Source organism: Azohydromonas australica DSM 1124 (assembly GCF_000430725.1).
GTDB lineage: Bacteria > Pseudomonadota > Gammaproteobacteria > Burkholderiales > Burkholderiaceae_C > Azohydromonas > Azohydromonas australica.
In genome coordinates this window covers 195,165-217,129 of record NZ_KE387203.1, presented here as the reverse complement: position 1 = coordinate 217,129, position 21,965 = coordinate 195,165, and the positions used below count along the sequence as shown (strand labels likewise).

Genomic DNA, 21,965 nt, shown 5'->3' with positions numbered 1-21,965 from the left:
CTCGCTCGCTGTATCGGCCTGAACCCCGGTACAGCCGGCCGCGCTGGTGCGGGGTGGGGAGCGATGCGGTGCACGGGATGCACCAGGCAGGGGCGTGGGGGAGGACGCCGTGCTCGACCCGTGCCGGCCGAAAAAAAGCCGCCATGCCGCTTTCGCGCGCATGACGGCGTTTCGTCGTGGGGCCGGTGCTTCAGTACGCCGATTAGCCCCTGCCGTCCCGCCCCGGCCACCCCCGGCCCGCGGCCAGCGCGGCGCGCACCGCGTCGCCGTGCTCGTCTAGGGCCGGCGGCGGCAGCGGCGCCGTGGGGCGCTCGCCGTCGATGCGCATGGGCGTGCCCACCATCGGCACGCCATCCACCGCCACCTGCATTCCGCGGTGCAGCACCTGCGGGTGCGTGAACACCTCCGGCACCTCCAGGATCGGCGCGCAAGGCACCGCGTGCGGCTCCAGCAGCGCCATCCAGCCCGCGGTGTCGCGCTCCAGCATCCAGCCGGTGATCTGCACCACCAGCGCCGCGCGGTGCGCGTTGCGGGCCTCGTTGGTGGCGTAGCGCGCGTCGCGCGCCACCTCCGGGTGGCCGGCGAGCTCGCAGAAGCGCGCGAACTGGCCGTCGTTGCCCACGGCCAGCACGATGTGGCCGTCACGGGTGGCGAACACCTGGTAGGGCACGATGTTCGGGTGCGCGTTGCCCATGCGCTTGGGGCGCAGGCCGCCCACCAGCCAGTTGCTGGCCTGGTTGGCGAGCATCGCCACCTGCGTGTCCAGCAGCGCCGCGTCGATGTGGCAGCCCAGCCCCGTGGCGTCGCGCCGGTGCAGCGCCGCCAGCACCGCGGTGGCGGCGCAGGCGCCGGTGAAGAGGTCGGCCACCGCCACGCCCACCTTCTGCGGCTGCGTGCCCGGCGTGCCGTCGCGCTCGCCGGTGATGCTCATCAGCCCGCCGGTGGCCTGGATCGCGAAGTCGTAGCCCGCGGCCTGCGCATAGGGCCCGTCCTGGCCGTAGCCGGTGATGGAGCAGTAGATCAGCCGCGGGTTGAGCGCCGAGAGGCTGGCGTGGTCCAGCCCGTACTTGGCGAGCTGGCCGACCTTGTAGTTCTCCAGCAGCACGTCGGCCTCGGCGGCGAGCTGCCGCACCATCGCCGCGCCCTCGGCGCTGGCCAGGTCGATGGCCACCGAGCGCTTGCCGCGGTTGGCGCTGAGGTAGTAGGCCGCCGTGCGCCGCTCGCCCTCGCCCCACCAGGGCGGGCCCCAGCCGCGCGTGTCGTCGCCGGCGCCGGGGCGCTCGACCTTGATCACGTCGGCGCCGTAGTCGGCCAGCAGCTGGCCGCACCACGGGCCGGCGAGCACGCGCGAGAGGTCCAGCACGCGCACGCCGTCGAGCAGGGCAGGGCTGCTCACGAGAAGGCCTGCAGCCCGGTTTGCGCGCGGCCCAGGATCAGCGCGTGGATGTCGTGCGTGCCCTCGTAGGTGTTGACCACCTCCAGGTTCACCAGGTGGCGCGCCACGCCGAACTCGTCGCTGATGCCGTTGCCGCCCATCATGTCGCGCGCCAGGCGGGCGACGTCCAGCGCCTTGCCGCAGCTGTTGCGCTTCATGAGGCTGGTGATCTCCACCGCGGCCGTGCCCTCGTCCTTCATGCGGCCCAGCCGCAGCACGCCCTGCAGGCCCAGCGTGATCTCGGTCTGCATGTCGGCCAGCTTCTTCTGGATCAGCTGGTTGGCCGCCAGCGGCTTGCCGAACTGCCGGCGGTCCAGCACGTACTGGCGCGCGCGCATCCAGCAGTCCTCGGCCGCGCCCAGGGCGCCCCAGGCGATGCCGTAGCGTGCGGAGTTCAGGCAGGTGAACGGGCCCTTGAGGCCGCGCACCTCCGGAAAGGCGTTCTCCTCGGGGCAGAACACGCGGTCCATCACGATCTCGCCGGTGATGCTGGCGCGCAGCCCCACCTTGCCGTGGATGGCCGGGGCCGACAGCCCCTTGAAGTCCTTCTCCAGCACGAAGCCGCGGATGGCGCCGTCGTCGTCCTTGGCCCAGACCACGAACACGTCGGCGATCGGCGAATTGGTGATCCACATCTTCGAGCCCGTGAGCTCGTAGCCGCCCGGCACCTTGCGCGCGCGGGTGGCCATGCTGCCGGGGTCGGAGCCGTGGTCGGGCTCGGTCAGGCCGAAGCAGCCGATCCACTCGCCGCTGGCGAGCCTAGGCAGGTACTTCTGCTTCTGCGCCTCGGTGCCGAAGGCGTTGATGGGCACCATCACCAGCGAGGACTGCACGCTCATCATCGAGCGGTAGCCGCTGTCCACGCGCTCGACCTCGCGCGCGATCAGGCCGTAGGCGACGTAGTTCAGCCCGGCGCCGCCGTATTGCTCGGGGATGGTCGGGCCCAGCAGGCCGATCTCGCCCATCTCGCGAAAGATGGCCGGGTCGGTGCGCTCGTGGCGGAAGGCTTCGAGCACGCGCGGCGCGAGGCGCCCCTGCGCGTAGGCGCGCGCGGCGTCGCGGATCGCGCGCTCGTCCTCGGAGAGCTGCTGCTCCAGCAGCAGCGGGTCGTCCCAGTGGAACTTGGCGTGGGCGTTGGGCATCGGCGGGTCCTTTCTCAGGCTTGGGCCAGGTGGTCGAAGACGCTGCCGATGATTGTCAGCCCCTCGTCCAGCACCGCGTCCGAAGCGGTCAAGGGCACCAGGATGCGCACGACGTTGGCGTGGGTGCCGCAGGACAGCAGGATCAGCCCTGCCTCGGCCGCGGCCTTCACCACCTTCTGCGTCAGCGCGGCGGCCGGGCGTTTCACATTGCCGTCCTCGAACAGCTCGACGGCCACCATCGCGCCCAGGCCGCGCACCTCGCCGATGACGCTGTGGCGCGCGGCGATGGCCTGCAGGCCGGCCACCAGGCGCTCGCCCACGGCGCGGCTGCGCGCGAGCAGGTCCTCGCGCTCGAAGGCGTCCAGCACCGCCAGCGCGGCGGCGCAGGCCAGGGGGTTGCCGGCGTAGGTGCCGCCCAGGCCGCCGGGGCCGGGGGCATCCATGATCTCGGCGCGGCCGATCACCGCCGACAGCGGCATGCCGCCGCCCAGCGACTTGGCCATGGTGATGAGGTCCGGCACCACGCCGTCCCACTGCTCGCAGGCCAGGAAGGTGCCGGTGCGCCCGGCGCCGGTCTGCACCTCGTCGGCGATCAGCACGATGCCGTGGCGGTCGCAGATGTCGCGCAGCGCGCGCACGAAGGCCGGCGGCGCGACGTAGAAGCCGCCTTCGCCCTGCACCGGCTCCAGGATGATCGCCGCCACGCGGGCGGGCTCCACGTCGTACTTGAACAGCGCCTCGACCGAGGCGACGGCGTCCTCCACGCTCACGCCGTGCAGCGGGCAGGGGAACTTGGCGTGGAAGATCTCCGCCGGCATCGGCCCGAAGCCCACCTTGTAGGGCACGACCTTGCCGGTGAGCGCCATGCCCAGCAGCGTGCGGCCGTGGAAGGCGCCGCCGAAGGCGATCACGGCCGAGCGCTTGGTGTAGGCGCGGGCGATCTTGACTGCGTTCTCCACGGCCTCGGCGCCGGTGGTGAGGAAGAAGCTCTTCTTGGCGAAGTCGCCCGGCGCCATCGCGTTGAGCCGCTCGGCCAGCTCGACGTAGGGCTCGTAGGCCAGGACCTGGAAGCAGGTGTGGGTGAAGCGCTGCAGCTGCTCCTGCACCGCCGCGACCAGGGCGGGGTGGCGGTGGCCGGTGTTGAGCACGGCGATGCCGCCGGCGAAGTCGATGTAGCGGCGGCCTTCGACGTCCCAGACTTCGGCGTTCTCGGCGCGCTGCACGAAGATTTCATGCGCCTGGCCCATGCCGGCGGGCAGCGCGGCGCGGCGGCGGGCCATCAGGTGGGCGTTGGTGTTGAGGTGCGGGTCGCGGTGCATGCGGCTTCTCCAGGAGAGCGTTCGGACGGGGTGAGGGGCCGGCCTGCCGCGCGGGACGTCGGCGCGGCGGCGGCACGATGAGGAATGGCCCACTCTAGGCAGCCACCGCCGACGCAGCCATGTACAGCCCCGCCACCGCGCCGGGTGCACTGTGCAGGCCCGGGCACCGGTACAGCACGGGTTTGCCTCTTTCAAAGCCCCGCCGAAGCGTCTGCGGCGCCCGCCGGCGCGGTACGCTCGCCGCCGCCGTCAATCCCCCTTTCCCAGGCCGTCCGCGATGTTTGCTCTCCATCCCCAATCGTCCACGCCGCTGGTGGTGCAGATCGTCGAGGGCATGCGCCGGCTGATCGAGGAGGGCTCGCTGCGCGCGGGCGCCAAGGTGCCGTCGATACGGCAGTTCGCGCAGGCGCACGAGGTCAGCGTCTTCACCGTGGTGGAGGCCTACGACCGCCTGGTGGCCCAGGGCTGGCTGGTGTCGCGCCCGCACTCGGGCTTCTTCGTGCGCCGCCGCGTGGTGGATGCGCAGCGCCAGCCCGCCGGCGCGGCCGGGCCCGGCTCGGCGGCCTTCGACGCCATGTGGTACCTGCGCAAGATCTTCGAGAACCGGCACCTGTCGATGAAGCCCGGCTGCGGCTGGCTGCCGCACGACTGGCTGTTCGAGGACGGCCTCAAGCGCAGCGTGCGCGCGCTGGCCGTGGGCGAGGTGGACCTGGCCGGCTACGGCGACCCCAAGGGCTTCGTGCCGCTGCGCCAGCTCATCCGCGACATGCTGGCCGAGCAGGAGGTGGCGGTCACGCCGGAGCAGGTGCTGCTCACCCACGGCTCCAGCCAGGCGCTGGATCTCGCGGCGCGGCGCCTGGTGCGCCCGGGCGACGTGGTGCTGGTGGACGACCCCGGCTACGCCAACCTGCTGTTCAGCCTGCGCTACCTGGGCGCGCAGCTCGTGGGCGTGCCGCGCACCCCCACCGGCTGGGACCTCGCGGCGCTGGAGGCGCTGCTGGCCGAGCACCGGCCGCGCGTGTTCTTCACCCAGCCGCGGCTGCAGAGCCCGACCGGCTCGGTGGCGACGCTGTCGCAGCTGCACCGCGTGCTGCAGCTCGCGGAGCGGCACGACCTGGTGATCGTGGAGAACGACCTCTACGCCGACCTCGATCCCGACCCGCGCCCCTCGCTGGCCGGGCTGGACCAGCTCGCGCGCGTGGTGCACATCGGCAGCTTCTCCAAGACCGTCTCGCCCAACCTGCGCGTGGGCTACCTGGTGGCGGACCCGGAGCTGGTGGAGGACCTGGCGCAGCTCAAGATGATCGCGGGGCTGACCTCCTCGGAGTTCAGCGAGCGGCTGGTGTATGGCGCGCTGACGGAAGGGCGCTGGCGCAAGCACCTGAAGGCGCTGCGCGAGCGGCTGGCGCAGGCGCACGAGCGCGTGGCCGGGCGGCTGGACGACCTGGGCTTCGAGCTCTTCGCCGAGCCCAAGGCCGGCATGTTCCTGTGGGCGCGGCACCCGGACATGCCCGACCCGGCGCTCACCGCCAACAAGGCCACCGAGCAGGACATCCTGCTGGGCCCCGGGCACCTGTTCTCGCCCGGGATGCTGGCTTCGCCGTGGATGCGCTTCAACGTCGCGCACTGCAGCGACGAGCGGCTGTTCGCCTTCCTGGACGCACAGCGCTTCGCGGCCTGAGCACGGTCTTCCTCTACCGCACAAGCAGAAGCGCCGCGCTCAAGAGCTTAAGCGCGGCGCTTCTATAATCGAAAGTTTCGGCCGGGCAAGGACTTACGCAAGTTCAGGCAGCGCGCTCACCGCGCGCAGCGCCCCGGTTCGAGACCCCAACACCTTCGAGAAAGCCGCCGGGATGAAAGCCGCCGAGATCCGCCAGTCCTTCCTGAAGTTCTTCGAGTCCAAGGGCCACGCCATCGTGGCGTCCAGCCCGGTGGTGCCCGGCGACGACCCCACGCTGCTGTTCACCAACGCGGGGATGAACCAGTTCAAGGACGTGTTCCTGGGCTTTGACAAGCGCCCCTACAGCCGCGCCACCACGGCCCAGAAGTGCATCCGCGCCGGCGGCAAGCACAACGACCTCGACAACGTGGGCTACACCGCGCGGCACCACACCTTCTTCGAGATGCTGGGCAACTTCAGCTTCGGCGACTACTTCAAGCACGACGCCATCAGCTACGCCTGGGAGCTGCTGACCAAGGTGTTCAAGCTGCCCGAGGACAAGCTGTGGGTGACGGTCTACGCCGAGGACGACGAGGCCTACGAGATCTGGAACAAGACGGTGGGCGTGCCGGCCGAGCGCATCGTGCGCATCGGCGACAACAAGGGCGCGCGCTACGCCAGCGACAACTTCTGGATGATGGGCGACACCGGCCCCTGCGGCCCGTGCACCGAGATCTTCTATGACCACGGTCCCGAGATCGCCGGCGGCCCCCCGGGCAGCCCGGACGAGGACGGCGACCGCTACATCGAGATCTGGAACAACGTGTTCATGCAGTTCAACCGCGACGAAGCGGGCGTGATGCACAAGCTCCCCAAGCCCAGCGTCGACACCGGCATGGGCCTGGAGCGCATCGCGGCGGTGCTGCAGCACGTGCACTCCAACTACGAGATCGACCTGTTCGTCAGCCTGCTGCAGGCGGCCAAGAAGATCGTGGACGCGGCCGGTGCCGGCGACTGCGACCAGGACTCGCCCTCGCTGAAGGTCATCGCCGACCACATCCGCGCCTGCGCCTTCACCGTCACCGACGGCGTGATCCCCGGCAACGCCGGCCGCGGCTACGTGCTGCGCCGCATCACCCGCCGCGCCATCCGCCACGGCTACAAGCTGGGCGCGCGCACCCCGTTCTTCCACAAGCTGGTGGAAGAGCTGGTGTTCCAGATGGGCGACGCCTATCCCGAGCTGCGCCAGGCGCAGCTGCGCGTGACGGAAGTGCTCAAGCAGGAGGAGGAGCGCTTCTTCCAGACCATCGCCAACGGCATGGAGATCCTGGAAAGCGCGCTGGCCCAGAAGCCCGCCGTGCTCGACGGCGAGCTGGCCTTCAAGCTGCACGATACCTACGGCTTCCCGCTCGACCTCACGGCCGACGTGTGCCGCGAGCGCGGCCTGACCGTCGATGAGGCCGGCTTCAACGCCGCCATGGCGCGCCAGCGCGAGCAGGCGCGCGCCGCGGGCAAGTTCAAGATGGCCCAGGGCCTGGAGTACAGCGGCGCCGAGACCACCTTCCGCGGCTACGAGCAGCTGCTGGTCGAGGAGAGCCGCGTGGTGGCGCTGTACGTCGACGGCAGCCCGGTGCAGCGCGCCGCGGCCGGCGACGACGTAGTGGTGGTGCTGGACCACACGCCCTTCTACGCCGAGAGCGGCGGCCAGGTCGGCGACCGCGGCGAGCTGCGCAACGCGCGCTCGCACGTGATCGTGGACGACACGCTCAAGATCCAGGCCGCCGTGTTCGGCCACCACGGCCGCATCGTCGAGGGCGAGGTGGAGGTGGGCGACGTGTTCACCGCCCGCGTGGATGCCGAAGTGCGCGCGCGCACCGTGCGCAACCACAGCGCCACGCACCTGATGCACAAGGCGCTGCGCGAGGTGCTGGGCGCGCACGTGCAGCAGAAGGGCTCGCTGGTCAACGCCGAGCGCACGCGCTTCGACTTCACGCACAACGCGCCGCTGACGGCCGAGCAGATCCGCAAGGTCGAGGCGATCGTGAACGCCGAGGTGCTGGCCAACCAGGCCACCGACGCCGCCGTGATGGCGCTGGAGGACGCGCAGAAGACCGGCGCGATGATGCTGTTCGGCGAGAAGTACGGCGAGAAGGTGCGCGTGCTGACCATCGGCTCCACCCGGGAGCTGTGCGGCGGCACGCACGTGCAGCGCACGGGCGACATCGGCCTGTTCAAGATCGTGGCCGAGGGCGGCGTGGCGGCGGGCATCCGCCGCGTGGAGGCCGTCACGGGCGAGAGCGCGCTGGCCTATGTGCAGTCGCTGGAAAACACGGTCAGCAGCGTGGCCGGCACGCTCAAGGTCACGCCGGCCGACGTGCCCGCCCGCCTGGCGCAGACGCTGGAGCAGGTGCGCGCGCTGGAGAAGGAAATTGCCGCGCTCAAGGGCAAGCTCGCCTCGTCCAAGGGCGACGAGCTGCTGGCGCAGGCGGTGGACGTCAAGGGCCTGAAGGTGCTGGCCGCCACGCTGGACGGCGCCGATGCCAAGACGCTGCGCGACACCATGGACAAGCTCAAGGACAAGCTCAAGAGCGCGGCCATCGTGCTGGCGGCGGTGGACGGCGCCAAGGTGCAGCTGGCCGCGGGCGTGACGGCCGACGCGATGGCCAAGGTCAAGGCCGGCGAGCTGGTGAACTTCGTGGCCCAGCAGGTGGGCGGCAAGGGCGGCGGCAAGCCCGACATGGCCATGGCCGGCGGCACCGACGCCGCCAAGCTGCCCCAGGCGCTGGCCTCGGTGCAGGGCTTCGTGGCCGAGCGGGTGTGAACTGACTTGAGCCGCGGGCGCCGGTGACGGCGCCCAAGCATTGAAAAGCCCGTTGCGTGGATGCGCGACGGGCTTTTTGTTTGGGGCGCTGTGGAGCGGCGCAGGTAGGCGGCAGAGAGCAAGGGCTTTGGGATGTTCGTGCTCGCCGAAGCTGACCCGCTCCGCCCACTACCTCGTCATTCCCGCGAAGGCGGGAATCCAGGCGGCCCCACGTCAGCGCGGAGCCTGGGTGCCGCGAACCAGGATCCGAGCCCCGGCGTTCAACCCGATCTGCTGGCGGTGGCTTGGGGGCCGCCTGGACTCCCGCCTGCGCGGGAGTGACGAATCAGGGTGCGAAGCGGCTCGGCTTACGAGATGCCATGACCTGGAAATTTCCCCAGGCAGCACGGCGCCTACTTCTTCCTCAGCTGCTCGCACGGATCCGGCCCCGGCGAGAACGCCGCCGCCAGGGTGCGGTCGGCCGGCAGCGTGGTGTCGGTGGGCGCCTCGCCGAACATGGTCACGTGCAGCTCCTCGGGCTTGAAGCCCAGCTGCTGCAGGTGCAGCGGCACGCCGCGGTCGCGCGCGGCGTGCTGCGCGCCGGCCAGCAGCAGCACCTGCCGCCCCGGCGTCGCGCTCTCCAGCGCCTGCGCCACGGTGCGCGCCATGCTCTGGTCGCGCGCGAGCTGGATGCGCAGCATGCCGCCCTCGTGCTCGCGCGGCAGCAGCCCGCAGTGGCCTTCGCGGATGGCGGTCTTGAGCTGGTCGTTGACGGCCGGCGGCAGCAGGCCGTCCAGGGACGCGTTCTGCATCGCCTCGCGCATGTCGCGGCGCGGCAGGTTGCCGCCCAGCACCGGCACCTCGGCGCGCACGGCGGACATCACGACGTCTTTGTAGGTGTCCCAGGGCCAGGCCGCGGCGCTCCAGCGCAGCGCCTCCTTCACCGTGGCCTCGTCGGCCGTCACCGGCAGCCGCGCGGTGCTGCCGCCTTGCTCGGCCATCTCCAGCACCACGGCGGCCAGCCGCTGGTGCGAGGCCAGATCGCGCACCGCCTGCGCCACCTGGCGCTGCTGGTCGGGCTGGTCGTGCTGCTCGCCGTAGAGCAGCACGCGCGGCGAGGAGGGCGCGATGCCGGCCCAGGCGGCCAGCGACAACGACAGCAACAGCGGGGGCAGGCACAGCGGCAGCTTCATCGGGACCTCTCCTGGAGACACCGCCGGCGCCTGAAAAACCCGCCGGCGAAGCCAGCATAGCGAGCGGCGTGCCCCTGATAGAGTGCGCGCCTTATGACGCAACCCCCCGATCTCGCCGGCCGGCACATCGTGCTCGGCCTCTCCGGCGGCATCGCTTGCTACAAGTCGGCCGAGCTCGTGCGCGAGCTCACCCGCGCCGGCGCCAGCGTGCAGGTGGTGATGACGCCGGCGGCCGAGCAGTTCATCACCGCGGTGACGATGCAGGCCCTCTCCGGACGCCCCGTGGTGCGCAGCCAGTGGGACGAGCGCCAGCCCAACGCGATGGCGCACATCAACCTCAGCCGCGAGGCCGACGCGATCCTTATCGCCCCCGCCAGCGCCGACCTGATCGCGCAGCTCGCGCAGGGCCGCGCCGACGAGTTGCTGAGCCTGCTGTGCCTGGCGCGCCCCTTCGCCTCCGGCCACGAGCGCGTGCCGCTGCTGCTCGCCCCGGCCATGAACCGCGAGATGTGGGCGCACCCGGCCACGCAGCGCAACGCCGCCCAGGTGGTGGCCGACGGCGCGCTGCTGCTGGGCCCGGGCCACGGCGACCAAGCCTGCGGCGAGATCGGCGACGGCCGCATGCTGGAGGCGGTGGAGCTGCGCGACGCGCTGATCGCCTTTTTCACCCCGAAGCTGCTGCAGGGCCGCAAGCTCCTGATCACCGCCGGCCCGACCTTCGAGCCCATCGACCCGGTGCGCGGCCTCACGAACCTCTCCAGCGGCAAGATGGGTTTCGCCATCGCGCGTGCGGCGCAGGAGGCGGGGGCCGAGGTCACGCTGGTGGCCGGCCCGGTGCACCTGGACACGCCGGCCGGCGTGCGCCGCATCGACGTGCGCACGGCGCAGCAGATGTTCGACGCCGTGCTGCCGCTGGCCGGGCAGCACGAGGTCTTCGTCGCCACGGCCGCCGTGGCCGACTGGCGCCCGGCGGGGGTGTCGGACGCCAAGATCAAGAAGCAGGCCGACCGCGCCGTGCCGGGGCTGGACCTGGTCGAGAACCCCGACATCCTGGCCGCGGTGGCGCGGCTGCCGCGTCCGCCGTACTGCGTGGGCTTCGCCGCCGAGAGCCACGACCTGGCCAGACACGCGCGAGAAAAACTCCACCGCAAGAATGTGCCGCTGGTGGTGGGCAACCTGGGGCCCGCGACCTTCGGCCGCGACGACAACGCGCTGCTGCTGGTGGATGCGCAGGGCGACCGCGAAGTGCCCGCCGCCTCCAAGCGCACGCTGGCGCAGGAACTGGTGCGGGAGATCGCGCAGCGGCTGTCGGCTCGCGGCTGACGCGACGTTTCACCATGCCGTCATGCCTGCCGGGTGCGGGCATGGCGGCTTTGCTTTTCGAGCCGGAAAAAAACCATGACCACCATCGATTTGAAAGTTCTCGACCCCCGCGTGGCCGAGCGTTATGACGAGCTGGCGCCGAGCTACGCCACGCCGGGCAGCGCCGGGCTGGACCTGCGCGCCTGCGTGGATGCGCCGCTGGTGCTGCAGCCCGGCGACGCGGCGCTGATCCCCACCGGCATCGCCATCCACATCGGCGACCCCGGCCTCGCCGCGATGCTGCTGCCGCGCTCGGGCCTGGGGCACAAGCACGGCCTGGTGCTGGGCAACCTCGTGGGCCTCATCGACGCCGACTACCAGGGCCCGCTGATGGTGAGCTGCTGGAACCGCGGCAAGGAGCCCTTCACCGTGCAGCCGCTGGAGCGCATCGCGCAGATGGTGATCGTGCCGGTGGTGCAGGCGCGCTTCCGCCGCGTGGAGGAATTCGGCGCCTCCGAGCGCGGCCAGGGCGGCTTCGGTTCCACAGGGCGGGCCTGAACGCCAACTCCTGACGGTCCGTCGCGGGATGGCCCGCATCAATCCGCCGACCGGACGGCCGATAAATGCCCCTCGCCAGCCACAGGCTGACGGCTTGCTGAATCCCCCGCGAGCCGGCAATTTCTTCCCTCCAGACGTCGGACCGTAGTCTTTCCATGTCCAAGCCCAAAGCGGCTGCCCTGGCGGCGGTCCTCATCGTTGCCGGCCTGTCCGGCGCCTGGTGGTTCAACAGCCGCAAGGAGGCGCCGCCGGCTGCTGCCTCGGCCAGCGCGCCGGGCGCCGGCGCCTCGGCGCCGGCGGTGAGCATCACCAGCGTGGTGGCGCAGCAGCGCGACGTGCCGGTGCAGCTGCAGGCGCCGGGCACCGTCACGGCGCTGCGCAGCGTCGAAGTCAAGCCGCAGGTCGCCAGCGTGGTGACGCAGGTGCACGTGCGCGAGGGCCAGAACGTCAAGCGCGGCGAGCTGCTGTTCACGCTGGACGCGCGCAACGACGAGGCCAACGTGGCGCGCGCGCAGGCGCAGCTGCTGCGCGACCAGGCCACTGCCGCCGACGCCCAGCGCCAGCTCGCGCGCAGCCTGGAGCTGGTGGAAAAGGGCTTCGTCTCGCAGGGCGCGGTGGACACCGCGCGCGCCCAGGCCGAGGCGCAGGCGGCGCTGGTGGCGGCCGACCGCGCCGCGCTGGAGGCGGCCAAGGTGGCGCTGTCCTACAGCCGCATCGTGGCGCCGGGGGACGGGCGCATCGGCGCCGTCAACGTCTATCCGGGCACGACCGTGTCGCCCACCGGCACGGCGCTGCTCACGCTCACGCAGATCGATCCCATCGCCGTGTCCTTCAGCCTGCCGCAGCGCGAGCTGCCGGCGCTGCTGGAGCTGCTGGGACAGGGCGGCGGCCAGGTGCAGGCGGCGCTGCCGGAAGGGCGCAAGCCGCGCGTCGGCAAGCTGCAGTTCGTCGACAACGCGGTGGACCTGGCCTCGGGCACCGTGCGCGTGAAGGCGATGTTCGACAACCCCGACCAGGCGCTGTGGCCCGGCGCCTTCGTGGACGTCAGCCTGACGGTGCGCACGCTGCGGGGCGGGGTCGTCGTGCCCCAGGCGGCCGTCATCCAGGGTCCGCGCGGCGCCACGCTGTTCGTGGTCGAGGCCGAGGGCCAGGCGGCGCAGCGGCCGGTGCGCGTCATTCACTCCGCCGGCACCGATGCCGTGGTGGAGGGCGTGCGCGCCGGTGAGCGCGTGGTGGTGGATGGCAAGCAGAACCTGCGTCCCGGCACCCGCGTGACCGAGCGCAGCGCCGGCGCGCCCGCGGGCCGCGGCGGCGAAGGCGGCGCGGGCGGCGCCGGCACCCAGCCCGGTGGCGGCAACGGCCAGGGCGGCGGCAACGGGGCCGGCGGTGGCGGCGGCGCGGCCGGCGGCAGCGGCGCGGGCAACGGTGCCGGCGCGGCGGCCGCGGGCAGCCAGGAGCCCGGGCGCGGGCTGCGGGTGGCCGCAGCGGCCTCGAAGGCGGAAGCACTGCGATGAACCTCTCGGAACTGTTCATCCGCCGTCCGGTGATGACGGTGCTGCTGAACCTGGCCATCGTCGTGGCCGGCGTGCTGGCCTTCAGCCGTATCCCGGTGGCGGCGCTGCCCAGCTACAACACGCCGGTCATCAACGTCTCGGCCGCGCTGCCCGGCGCCAGCCCCGAGACCATGGCCACCTCGGTGGCGCTGCCGCTGGAGAAGCAGTTCCAGACCATTCCCGGGCTGGCCGTCATCAGCTCCACCAGCCAGCTCGGCAGCACCTCGGTGACGCTGGAGTTCGACGAGGGCCGCGATATCGACGCCGCGGCGGTGGACGTGCAGGCCGCGCTGCTGCGAGCGCAGCGCCAGCTGCCGCAGGACATGACGCAGCCGCCCTCGTACCGCAAGGTCAACCCGGCCGACGCGCCGGTGCTGCTGCTGTCGCTGACCACGCCGGCCATGAGCCTGTCGGAGCTCAACGACTACGCCGAGCACCTGATCGCGCCCACGCTGTCCACGCTGCCGGGCGTGGCGCAGGTCAACATCTACGGCCAGAAGCGCTTCGCGGTGCGGGTGCGCGTGCTGCCCGATCAGCTCGCGTCGCGCAACATCGGGCTGGACGAGGTGGCCAACGCGCTGCGCGCGGCCAACGCCAATACCCCCGTGGGCACGCTGGAGGGGCCGAGCCAGACGCTCACGCTGCAGGCCAACCGCCAGCTGCGCAACGCGGCGGAGTTCGCGGAAGTGATCGTAGCCACGCGCAACGGCAACCCCGTGCGGCTGCGCGACGTGGCGCAGGTCGAGGACAGCTTCGAGACGCTCAAGACCTACGCCAACTTCAACGGCGAGCGCTCCATCACGCTGGCGATCCAGCGCCAGCCCGACGCCAACACCGTGCGCGTGGTGGACTCGGTGCGCGCGGCGCTGCCGTCCTTCCAGGAGCAGCTGCCGCAGTCGGTGAAGGTCAACCTGGTCAACGACCGCTCGGTGTCGATCCGCGAGGCGCTGCACGACGTGAACCTGACGCTGCTGGGCACCGTGGCGCTGGTGGTGCTGGTGATCTTCCTGTTCCTGCGCCGCTTCGTCGCCACCGTCATCCCCTCGCTGTCGCTGCCGGTGTCGCTGGTGGGCGCGCTGTCGCTGCTGTGGGGCCTGGGCTACTCGCTGGACAACATCTCGCTGCTGGGCCTGACGCTGGCGGTGGGCCTGGTGGTGGACGACGCCATCGTGATGCTGGAGAACATCATCCGCCACGTGGAGGAGGGCGTGCCGCCGTTCCAGGCCGCGCTGCGCGGCTCGCGCGAGGTGGGCTTCACCATCATCTCGATCTCCACCTCGCTGATCGCGGTGTTCATCCCGATCTTCTTCATGCCCGGCGTCATCGGGCTGCTGTTCCACGAGTTCGCCGTGGTGGTGTCGCTGGCGATCGTGGTGTCGGCCTTCGTGTCGCTGACGCTGGTGCCGATGCTGGCCAGCCGCTTCCTCAGCGACGAGGCGCACAAGAAGCCGCCGGGACTGCTGGTGCGCGGCTTCGAGCACGCCTTCGACGCGGTGCTGCGCCTCTACACCCGCACGCTGGACCTGGCGCTGCGCCACCGCGGCGTGGTGATGCTGGTGGCGGCGGGCACCTTTGCCGCCACGGCGTGGCTGTTCGTCACCATCCCCAAGGGCTTCTTCCCCGAGGAGGACATCGGGCAGATCAGCATCACCACCGAAGCGTCGGAAGACATCTCCTTCCCGGCCATGGTGCAGCTGCAGGACCGCGCGGCCGAGATCATCCGGCGCGACCCCAATGTGCTGAGCGTCAACTCCTTCCTGGGCGGCAGCAACGCGACCAACAACGGGCGCATGTTCATCAACCTCAAGCCGCGCGGCGAGCGCAAGCCGATGAAGGCGGTGGTGGACGGGCTGCGGCGCGATCTGCGCGCGGTGGCGGGCCTCAACGTCTTCATGCGCCCGGTGCAGAACCTGCAGCTCGGCGGCCGGCCCAGCAAGGCGCAGTACCAGTACATCCTGCAGAGCGTGCAGGCCGGCGAGCTCAACGACTGGGCCGTGAAGCTGCAGGAGAAGCTGCGCACCGACGCGCTGTTCCGCGACGTCACCAGCGACGCGCAGCTGCGCGGGCTGCAGGCCTCGCTGTCCATCGACCGCGACCGCGCCAACACGCTGGGCGTGTCCATCGACGCGGTGCGCACCGCGCTGTTCAGCGCCTTCGGCGAGCGGCAGGTCTCCACCATTTACACCAGCGCCGACAGCTACCAGGTGATCATGGAGGCGGCACCCGAGGCCAAGCAGGACGAGGCGGACCTCTCGCGCATCTACGTGCGCTCCTCCGCCGGTTCGCTGGTGCCGCTGTCGGCCTTCGCGACGGTGTCGCGCACGGTGGGGCCGATCTCGATCAACCACGTGGGGCAGCTGCAGGCGGTGACGGTGTCGTTCAACCTCGCGCCGGGCGCGGCGCTGGGCGACGCCACGGCCAACCTGGAGCGCTACCGCGCGGAGCTGGGCATGCCCGAGTCGATCATCACGCGCTACGGCGGCGACGCGGCGGTGTTCAAGAGCTCGCAGGGCAGCCAGGCGATGCTGATCGTGGCGGCGCTGCTGGTGATCTACGTGCTGCTGGGCGTCCTCTACGAGAGCTACATCCACCCGCTGACGATCCTGGCCGGGCTGCCCTCAGCGGCGGTGGGCGCGCTGCTGATGCTCAAGTTCTTCGGCATGGACCTGACGCTGATCGCCACCATCGGCATCCTGCTGCTGATCGGCATCGTCAAGAAGAACGCGATCATGATGATCGACTTCGCGCTGGAGGCACAGCGCGAGCGCGGCATGAAGCCGGTGCAGGCGATCCGCGAGGCCTGCATCCTGCGCTTCCGCCCGATCATGATGACCACGCTGGCGGCGCTGATGGGCGCGCTGCCGATCGCCATGGGCATCGGCGCCGGCGCCGAGCTGCGCCAGCCGCTGGGCCTGGCGGTGGTGGGCGGGCTGGTGTTCTCGCAGGCGGTGACGCTCTACATCACGCCGGTGATCTACCTGGCGCTGGACCGCTTCAGCGGCAAAGGGCCGATCACGGCGGCGGAAGGCGAGGCGTCGCAGGAGGCCCACGCCGCCTGAGCGCGACGGCGGCCCGGGCCACCATGAAAAACGCCGGCCCGAGGGCCGGCGTTTCCTTTTGCGGCGGAGGCGCGATCAGCGCTGCGTCACCAGCAGCCGCAGGCCCAGGATCAGCATCAGCGCGCCGCTGAAGCGGAACATGCTGCACACCGCGCGCTGGTTGCGGCGCAGCGCCTGGCTCAGCGAGCCCGCCACCCAGCCTGCCAGCGCCTGCACCGGCACGCCGACGGCGCCAAAGGCCAGGCCCAGCATGACGGTGTCCAGCGCCGGCGAGGCGCTGTCAGCCGGCACGAACTGCGGCAGGAAGGCCAGGAAGAACAGCGCCAGCTTGGGGTTGAGCAGCGCCGAGAGCGCGCCCTGCAGGAACAGCGCCTTGGTGCCGAGCCGGTCGCCGGCGGCGTGGATGTCGATGCGCGGCGCGCTGCGCCACAGCTGCACGCCCATCCACAGCAGGTAGCACGCACCCAGGACCTTCAGCGCCGTGAACGCCAGCTCGGAGGTCTGCAGCAGCACCGTCACGCCGAAGGCGGCGAAGAAGGTGTGCGCCAGCACGCCCAGCGACAGCCCGGCGGCCGAGACCAGCGCGGCCTTGCGGCCCTGCGCCAGCGCGCGCGAGACGACGTAGATCATGTCCGGCCCCGGCGTGAAGGCCAGCGCCGTCGCGGCGGCGAGGAACAGGTCCCACTGGATGCCGGAGCTCATGGCGACAACCGCTCCCGGCTCAGTGCAGCGTCTCGTCGCGCGGCGCGCCGCCCGTGGGCGGCGCCATCAGTGCCAGCACGCTGTCGCCGACGCTGCCGGCCTCGATCTCCTCCTCGGTGGCCTCGCGCACGTCGCGCACCTTGATGTGCAGCTGCAGCGCGATGCCGGCCAGCGGGTGGTTGCCGTCGAGTACCACGTGCTCCGGGTACACCTCGGTGACCATGTAGACGGTGTCGGGCGGCATGTCGGTGGTGACGCTGCCTTCGGGCAGGCCCTCGAAGGCCATGCCGGGCTCGACCTGCTCGGGGAAGAGGTTGCGCGCCTCGAAGCACACCAGCTCGGGCTTGTAGTCGCCGAAGGCATGCTCGGGTTCCAGGTGCAGCCAGGCTTCGTGGCCGGCCTCGTGGCCCGCCAGGGCCTCCTCGACCTTGGGCAGCAGGTCCTCGCCGCCAAAAAAGAATTCGACCGGGGCTGCCAGCTCGTCGATGGTCTGGCCTTGTCCGTCGGCCAGCGTCCAGGTGAGGCTGACCACGCAGGGTGCGTTGATGTTCATCGTCCGAGGATGCCACAAGGGCCCTGACAATCCCGGAAATGCAGATTGACCAACCAATGACTTTGCTGGGCGGACTTTCGCCCGAGACCTTCATGCGCCGCCACTGGCAAAAGAAGCCGCTGCTGGTGCGCCAGGCGCTGCCCGGCGTGCAGCCGCCGGTGACGCGCACGCAGATGTTCGCGCTGGCGCAGCAGGAGGACGTGGAATCGCGCGTTATCGTCGCCAAGGGCGACACCTGGAAACTGCGCCACGGCCCGCTGCCGCGCCAGGCGCTGCCGGCGGTCAAGCAGCCGCGCTGGACGCTGCTGGTGCAGGGCCTGGACCTGCACGTGGCCGAGGCCCACGAGATGCTGTCGCGCTTCCGCTTCGTGCCGCAGGCGCGGCTGGACGACCTGATGATCTCCTGGGCCAGCGAGGGCGGCGGCGTCGGCGCGCACATGGACAACTACGACGTGTTCCTGATCCAGGTGCACGGCAAGCGGCGCTGGCGCATCGGCCCGGTGGCCGACGAGTCGCTGGTGCCGGGCGTGCCGCTGAAGCTGCTGGCGAACTTCGAGCCGACCGAGGACGTGGTGCTGGAACCCGGCGACATGCTGTACCTGCCGCCGCGCTGGGGCCACGACGGCATCGCCGTGGACGGCGAGTGCATGACCTGCTCGGTGGGTTTCCGCGTGCCTTGCGAGGACGACCTCGCGCGCGAGCTGCTGCAGCGGCTGCCCGAGCTGATGGACGAGGAGGAGAAGGGGCGCCTCTACCGCGATCCGAAGCAGCTGGCCACGGCCACGCCGGGGCAGATTCCGGCGGCGCTGTCGGACTTCGCGCGCCAGGCGCTGGAGCGCGCGCTGCGCGACCCCTCGCGGCTGCAGGCGGCGCTGGGGGAGATCCTGAGCGAGCCGAAGCCCAACGTCTGGTTCGAGCAGGACGGCGAGACCGACGTGGCGGGCGGCGTCGCGCTGCACCGGCGCAGCCGCATGATGTATGACGAGAAGTTCGTCTTCCTCAACGGCGAGTCCTTCCATGCCGGCGGACGCGATGCGCGCCTGATGCGACGCCTGGCCGACGCCGGTGCGCTCAGCGCGCGCGAGGTCGCGACCCTCAGCAACGACGCGCGTGAATTGCTGGAGGACTGGGCCGCCGCGGGCTGGGTGCAGCCACTCGGAAGCTGAGCCCGCGGCCGCTGGAAAACTCCCGATCAGGCGCAGGCACAAAAGTGATGCGCCGCCGCAACGCTCGCACCTTCACAGGGCGGCGCCGCTTGCCGTCAGTAAGGGCCTTCCCTAGTGCGACGGTATAATTTGGGGTTGGACAAGGTTCTCCAGTAACGATCCGCGTCTACGTGAGTCGGGGCTTCGAACACCCCAGCCGATCGGTAATTGTTCGACCACTTTTCGAATTCGAGGACATACAAATGAACAAGTCGCTCCTGCTGGCCGCCGTGATCGCTGCCGCTGCCCTGACCGCCTGCGGCAAGAAGGAAGAAGCTCCGGCTCCCGCTGCTCCGGCTCCCGCCCCGGCCGTGACCGACGCCGCCTCCGCCGCCGCTTCCGCCGTGGCCGGTGCTGCCGAAGCCGCTGCCTCCGCCGCCTCGGGTGCTGCCGACGCCGCTGCTTCCGCCGCCTCGCAGTAATTCGAGCCAGCTGGAACGCCAAAAGCCGCCTTCGGGCGGCTTTTTTGTGCCCGCCGCAGACGTAGCCGCTGCTGGCCTCGGCCCTGGCGGAGTGCGGTGTGCCTGCGGGCGGCCGAAGGCCGGGCTGAAGCTCAGTGCAGGTCCAGCCAGTCGCAGCCCAGCGCAGGGTCGGCCACGACGATGTCCTGCGCGCCCGTGCCCAGCGCCGCGGCCAGCGCCTGCGCGGCCAGCGCCGGGCTGTTGTTCTGGCGGCTCAGGTGCGCCGCGACCACGTGGCGCAGGCCCGCGTGGTGCAGCCGCTGCAGCAGCGCCGCGGCCAGGCCGTTTTCCAGGTGGCCGAAGCGGCCGCTGATGCGGCGTTTGAGCACCCAGGGGTAGGGGCCGGCGAGCAGCATTTCGCGGTCGTGGTTGGCTTCGAGCAGCAGCGCGTCGCAGCCGGCCAGCGCCTGCGCGACCGCGTCGGTGACCTCGCCCAGGTCGGTCAGCAGCCCCAGGTGGTGCTGGCCGTCGTGCACGCGCAGCTGCAGCGGTTCGCGCGCGTCGTGCGGCACCGCGAAGGGCTGGAGCTGCAGCGCGCCGACGTCCAGCGTGTCGCCGCAGGCCAGCAGGTGCAGCGACGCCGGGGCGCTGTCCTGCCGCAGCGCGGACCAGGTGCCCGCGCTCATGCACAGCCGCACGCCATGACGGCGCGCCAGCGTCAGCGCGCAGCCGACGTGGTCGCCATGCTCGTGGGTGACGAAGACGGCGTCGATCTGGCCCGGCTCCACGCCGCGCAGGGCCAGGCGCCGGGTGAGCTCGCGCAGCGAGAAGCCGCAGTCCACCAGCAGCCGCGTGGGCCGCGCGGGATCGCCGGCTTCCACCAGCGTGGCGTTGCCCGAGCTGCCGCTGCCCAGGTTGCTGAAACGCATCACGCGCGATGAAACCGCCGGGGAGGGCGGCTTACTTCAGGTCGTCGAGCAGCGACTTCACGATGCGCTGCGCGACCTCGCCGGTGTCGGGCGTGCCTTGGGCGTTCTGCACCGACACCGTGCTGGCGTTGCCCTCGGACTTGACGGCCACGCGGTAGCGGTCGGTGGTGGCGCGCTTCTGGTCGCGGCCGAAGAGGCGGCCAAAGAAGCCGGGCTCCTCGCGCTGGGCTTCCTTCGGGTCGACGTAGCGCACGTAGTACAGGCCGCTGGTGCGGTCGCGGTCCTCGACCGTGAAGCCGCTGCGGTCCAGCGCCACGCCCACGCGGCGCCAGGCGCGCTCGAAGCCGTCGTCCAGCTGCAGCGTGGCGCCCTGGCCGGCCACCGCGCGGGCACGCGGCGCCTGCACGGGCGCCTGGGCCACGGTGGTGCGGGCAACCTCTTCCTTGGCGCCGAGCTTGACCATCAGGCGGCTGAGGAACTCGGCCTCCAGCGCGGGATCGCTGGGGCGGCTGGTCCACTTGGTCTGGTCCTGGCGCTGGGAGGTGAAGACCTCCTCCATGCCGCGGTGCGTGATGGTGATCTCGGTGCCGCGCGCGGTGCGCTCCACGCGGGTGCGGAACATGTCGCGCTCGCTGGTGGAGTAGGCCCCGTCGAAGACTTTGCCGATGCTGCGGCGGATGAAGTCCTGCGGGATCTTGGCGCGGTTCTCGGCCCACTCGGTCTCGATCACACCGGCCTGCGCGTCCTCCTTGGCCAGCGCGAAGCCGCGCTCCTGCCAGAAGGCCACGAGCTGCGGCCACAGCTGCTCGGGCGTGGCCGAGCTCACCAGCCAGCGCTCGTTGCCGGCGCGCTCGATGCGCATGTCGCCCAGCGCCTGCGGCGCCACCGTGCTGGCGGCGGGCGTGGTGCCCGCGGCCGGTGCCGTGGCGGTGGCCGCCGGGGCAGCCTGCTGGTAGGCAGCGGCGCTGACCGGGCCGGTCTGCGGTTGGTAGCGCTGCTGCTCGCGGGAGAGCTGCGACAGGTCGGGCGGGACTTCCAGCGGCGCGGTCTTGGCGGCCTGGCTGCGGTAGTCCAGCTTGTCGCCGGAGAGCACGCCCTCCACGGAGGAGCAGCCGGCGAGTCCAAGGGCCAGCACCAGCGCGGACGGGACGACGAAACGGTTCATTTCAGGCATCGAAAACGCTGCCGCCGCGCGGCGGACGGTAAGTACGGACAAGAAGCGGGCCGAGGCTCAGAGCAGGCCGCTGTCGCGCAGCGCCTGTTCCACCAGCGGCTGCGCCGCCTCGGACAGGCCGGTGAGCGGCAGCCGCAGCGCGCCGCCGCAACGGCCCATGCGCGCCAGCGCCCACTTCACGGGGATCGGGTTGGGCTCGACGAAGAGCTGCTTGTGCAGCGGCAGCAGCTGCATGTGCAGCTCCACCGCGCGGCGGGCATCGCCGGCCATCGCGGCCTTGCACAGCTCGGCCATGGCGCGCGGCGCGACGTTGGCCGTGACGCTGATGTTGCCGTGGCCGCCGGCGAGCATCAGCGCGAAGGCGGTCGGGTCGTCACCGGAATAGATGCCGAAGCCCTTGGGCGCCTGCTTGATCAGCCAGGCGGCGCGGTCGATGTTGCCGGTGGCTTCCTTGACGCCGATGACGCCGGGCACCTGCGCCAGGCGCAGCACGGTGTCGTGCGCCATGTCGGCCACGGTGCGGCCGGGCACGTTGTAGAGCACCACGGGGATGTCCACCGCCTCGGCGATGGCGCGGAAGTGGCGGTAGATGCCTTCCTGCGTGGGCTTGTTGTAGTAGGGCACCACCTGCAGCGTGCAGTCGGCGCCGACCTTGCGGGCGAACTCCGACAGCTCGATGGCTTCGCGCGTGGAGTTGGCGCCGGCGCCGGCCATGACGGGCACGCGGCCCGCGGCCTGCTCGACGGCCACGCGGATGATCTCGCAGTGCTCCTCCACCGACACGGTGGGCGACTCGCCCGTGGTGCCCACGACGCCGATGCAGTCGGTGCCCTCGGCGATGTGCCAGTCGATGAGGCTGCGCAGCGCGGCGTAGTCCACGCTGCCGTCCTCGTGCAGGGGCGTGACCAGTGCGACGATGCTTCCGGTAATCGGTGTCATGGGAAAAGGGGAGAGGCTTCCTGGAATCGCGGGATTCTATC

Annotated in this window: 17 protein-coding genes; 8 read left to right on the top strand and 9 right to left on the bottom strand. The window is 71.3% G+C overall.

Translation table 11 applies throughout. The features are described 5' to 3' along the window. Nucleotides 1–202 precede the first annotated feature (202 nt). The 3 genes from H537_RS44370 to gabT are packed head-to-tail and all read right to left on the bottom strand — an operon-like array spanning nt 203 to nt 3,896. Complete coding sequence (locus H537_RS44370) at nt 203–1,396, bottom strand: CaiB/BaiF CoA transferase family protein (protein ID WP_084150834.1); 1,194 nt, start codon at nt 1,394–1,396, stop codon at nt 203–205. Further along, the gene (locus H537_RS0120055) at nt 1,393–2,577 is read right to left on the bottom strand and encodes an acyl-CoA dehydrogenase (RefSeq protein WP_028999257.1); all 1,185 of its coding nucleotides are present in this window, start codon (nt 2,575–2,577) and stop codon (nt 1,393–1,395) included. Before H537_RS0120055 ends, H537_RS44370 begins: the two co-directional genes overlap by 4 nt. A 14-nt stretch (nt 2,578–2,591) precedes the next feature. Beyond that, a complete protein-coding gene (gene gabT, locus H537_RS0120050; RefSeq protein WP_028999256.1) occupies nt 2,592–3,896 on the bottom strand; it encodes a 4-aminobutyrate--2-oxoglutarate transaminase in 1,305 nt (434 codons plus the stop codon). A gap of 277 nt (nt 3,897–4,173) precedes the next feature. Between gabT and H537_RS0120045 the strand changes: the two genes are divergently transcribed. After that, nucleotides 4,174–5,577, top strand: coding sequence for an aminotransferase-like domain-containing protein (locus tag H537_RS0120045; protein WP_028999255.1), 1,404 nt, complete (start codon nt 4,174–4,176; stop codon nt 5,575–5,577). Nucleotides 5,578–5,749: 172 nt separating this feature from the next. Beyond that, complete coding sequence (alaS, locus tag H537_RS0120040) at nt 5,750–8,377, top strand: alanine--tRNA ligase (protein ID WP_028999254.1); 2,628 nt, start codon at nt 5,750–5,752, stop codon at nt 8,375–8,377. A 392-nt stretch (nt 8,378–8,769) separates the two neighbouring features. On the opposite strand, the gene H537_RS44365 is transcribed toward alaS, so the two are convergent. Then, complete coding sequence (locus H537_RS44365; RefSeq protein ID WP_051243016.1) at nt 8,770–9,549, bottom strand: ChaN family lipoprotein; 780 nt, start codon at nt 9,547–9,549, stop codon at nt 8,770–8,772. 93 nt (nt 9,550–9,642) lie between these two features. Here H537_RS44365 and coaBC point away from each other — a divergent pair, with 93 nt between their 5' ends. The 4 genes from coaBC to H537_RS0120015 all read left to right on the top strand — a co-directional run bounded on the left by coaBC (nt 9,643) and on the right by H537_RS0120015 (nt 16,021). Continuing rightward, a complete protein-coding gene (gene coaBC, locus H537_RS0120030; RefSeq protein WP_028999253.1) occupies nt 9,643–10,872 on the top strand; it encodes a bifunctional phosphopantothenoylcysteine decarboxylase/phosphopantothenate--cysteine ligase CoaBC in 1,230 nt (409 codons plus the stop codon). 75 nt (nt 10,873–10,947) lie between these two features. Further along, nucleotides 10,948–11,409: a dUTP diphosphatase gene (gene dut / locus H537_RS0120025; RefSeq protein WP_028999252.1), complete on the top strand. Its 462-nt coding sequence runs from the start codon at nt 10,948–10,950 to the stop codon at nt 11,407–11,409. A gap of 155 nt (nt 11,410–11,564) precedes the next feature. After that, nucleotides 11,565–12,923 carry an efflux RND transporter periplasmic adaptor subunit gene (locus H537_RS44360; protein WP_064736006.1) on the top strand — a complete coding sequence of 453 codons (1,359 nt, stop codon included), beginning with the start codon at nt 11,565–11,567 and terminating at the stop codon, nt 12,921–12,923. Then, nucleotides 12,920–16,021 carry an efflux RND transporter permease subunit gene (locus H537_RS0120015; protein WP_028999251.1) on the top strand — a complete coding sequence of 1,034 codons (3,102 nt, stop codon included), beginning with the start codon at nt 12,920–12,922 and terminating at the stop codon, nt 16,019–16,021. Before H537_RS44360 ends, H537_RS0120015 begins: the two co-directional genes overlap by 4 nt. 75 nt (nt 16,022–16,096) lie before the next feature. Here H537_RS0120015 and H537_RS0120010 read toward each other — a convergent pair whose 3' ends face one another. Both H537_RS0120010 and H537_RS0120005 read right to left on the bottom strand, forming a co-directional pair. Next, complete coding sequence (locus H537_RS0120010; protein WP_043459328.1) at nt 16,097–16,723, bottom strand: LysE family translocator; 627 nt, start codon at nt 16,721–16,723, stop codon at nt 16,097–16,099. Between the two features lie 19 nt (nt 16,724–16,742). Further along, nucleotides 16,743–17,276 carry an FKBP-type peptidyl-prolyl cis-trans isomerase gene (locus H537_RS0120005; RefSeq protein ID WP_028999249.1) on the bottom strand — a complete coding sequence of 178 codons (534 nt, stop codon included), beginning with the start codon at nt 17,274–17,276 and terminating at the stop codon, nt 16,743–16,745. 38 nt (nt 17,277–17,314) lie between these two features. On the opposite strand from H537_RS0120005, the gene H537_RS0120000 reads away from it, so the two are divergent. Beyond that, the gene (locus H537_RS0120000) at nt 17,315–18,442 is read left to right on the top strand and encodes a JmjC domain-containing protein (RefSeq protein ID WP_028999248.1); all 1,128 of its coding nucleotides are present in this window, start codon (nt 17,315–17,317) and stop codon (nt 18,440–18,442) included. A gap of 242 nt (nt 18,443–18,684) precedes the next feature. Next, nucleotides 18,685–18,903 (top strand): hypothetical protein, encoded by a 219-nt coding sequence (locus H537_RS0119995; protein WP_028999247.1) that lies wholly within the window; start codon nt 18,685–18,687, stop codon nt 18,901–18,903. 131 nt (nt 18,904–19,034) lie between these two features. On the opposite strand, the gene H537_RS44355 is transcribed toward H537_RS0119995, so the two are convergent. The 3 genes from H537_RS44355 to dapA all read right to left on the bottom strand — a co-directional run bounded on the left by H537_RS44355 (nt 19,035) and on the right by dapA (nt 21,924). Continuing rightward, nucleotides 19,035–19,811, bottom strand: a complete 777-nt coding sequence (locus tag H537_RS44355; protein ID WP_051243073.1) for an MBL fold metallo-hydrolase — start codon at nt 19,809–19,811, stop codon at nt 19,035–19,037. A 31-nt stretch (nt 19,812–19,842) separates the two neighbouring features. Next, nucleotides 19,843–20,976: an NlpB/DapX family lipoprotein gene (gene bamC / locus H537_RS0119985; RefSeq protein WP_211235046.1), complete on the bottom strand. Its 1,134-nt coding sequence runs from the start codon at nt 20,974–20,976 to the stop codon at nt 19,843–19,845. A gap of 66 nt (nt 20,977–21,042) precedes the next feature. Beyond that, nucleotides 21,043–21,924, bottom strand: coding sequence for a 4-hydroxy-tetrahydrodipicolinate synthase (dapA, locus tag H537_RS0119980; protein ID WP_028999245.1), 882 nt, complete (start codon nt 21,922–21,924; stop codon nt 21,043–21,045). Between the last annotated feature and the right edge of the window lie 41 nt (nt 21,925–21,965).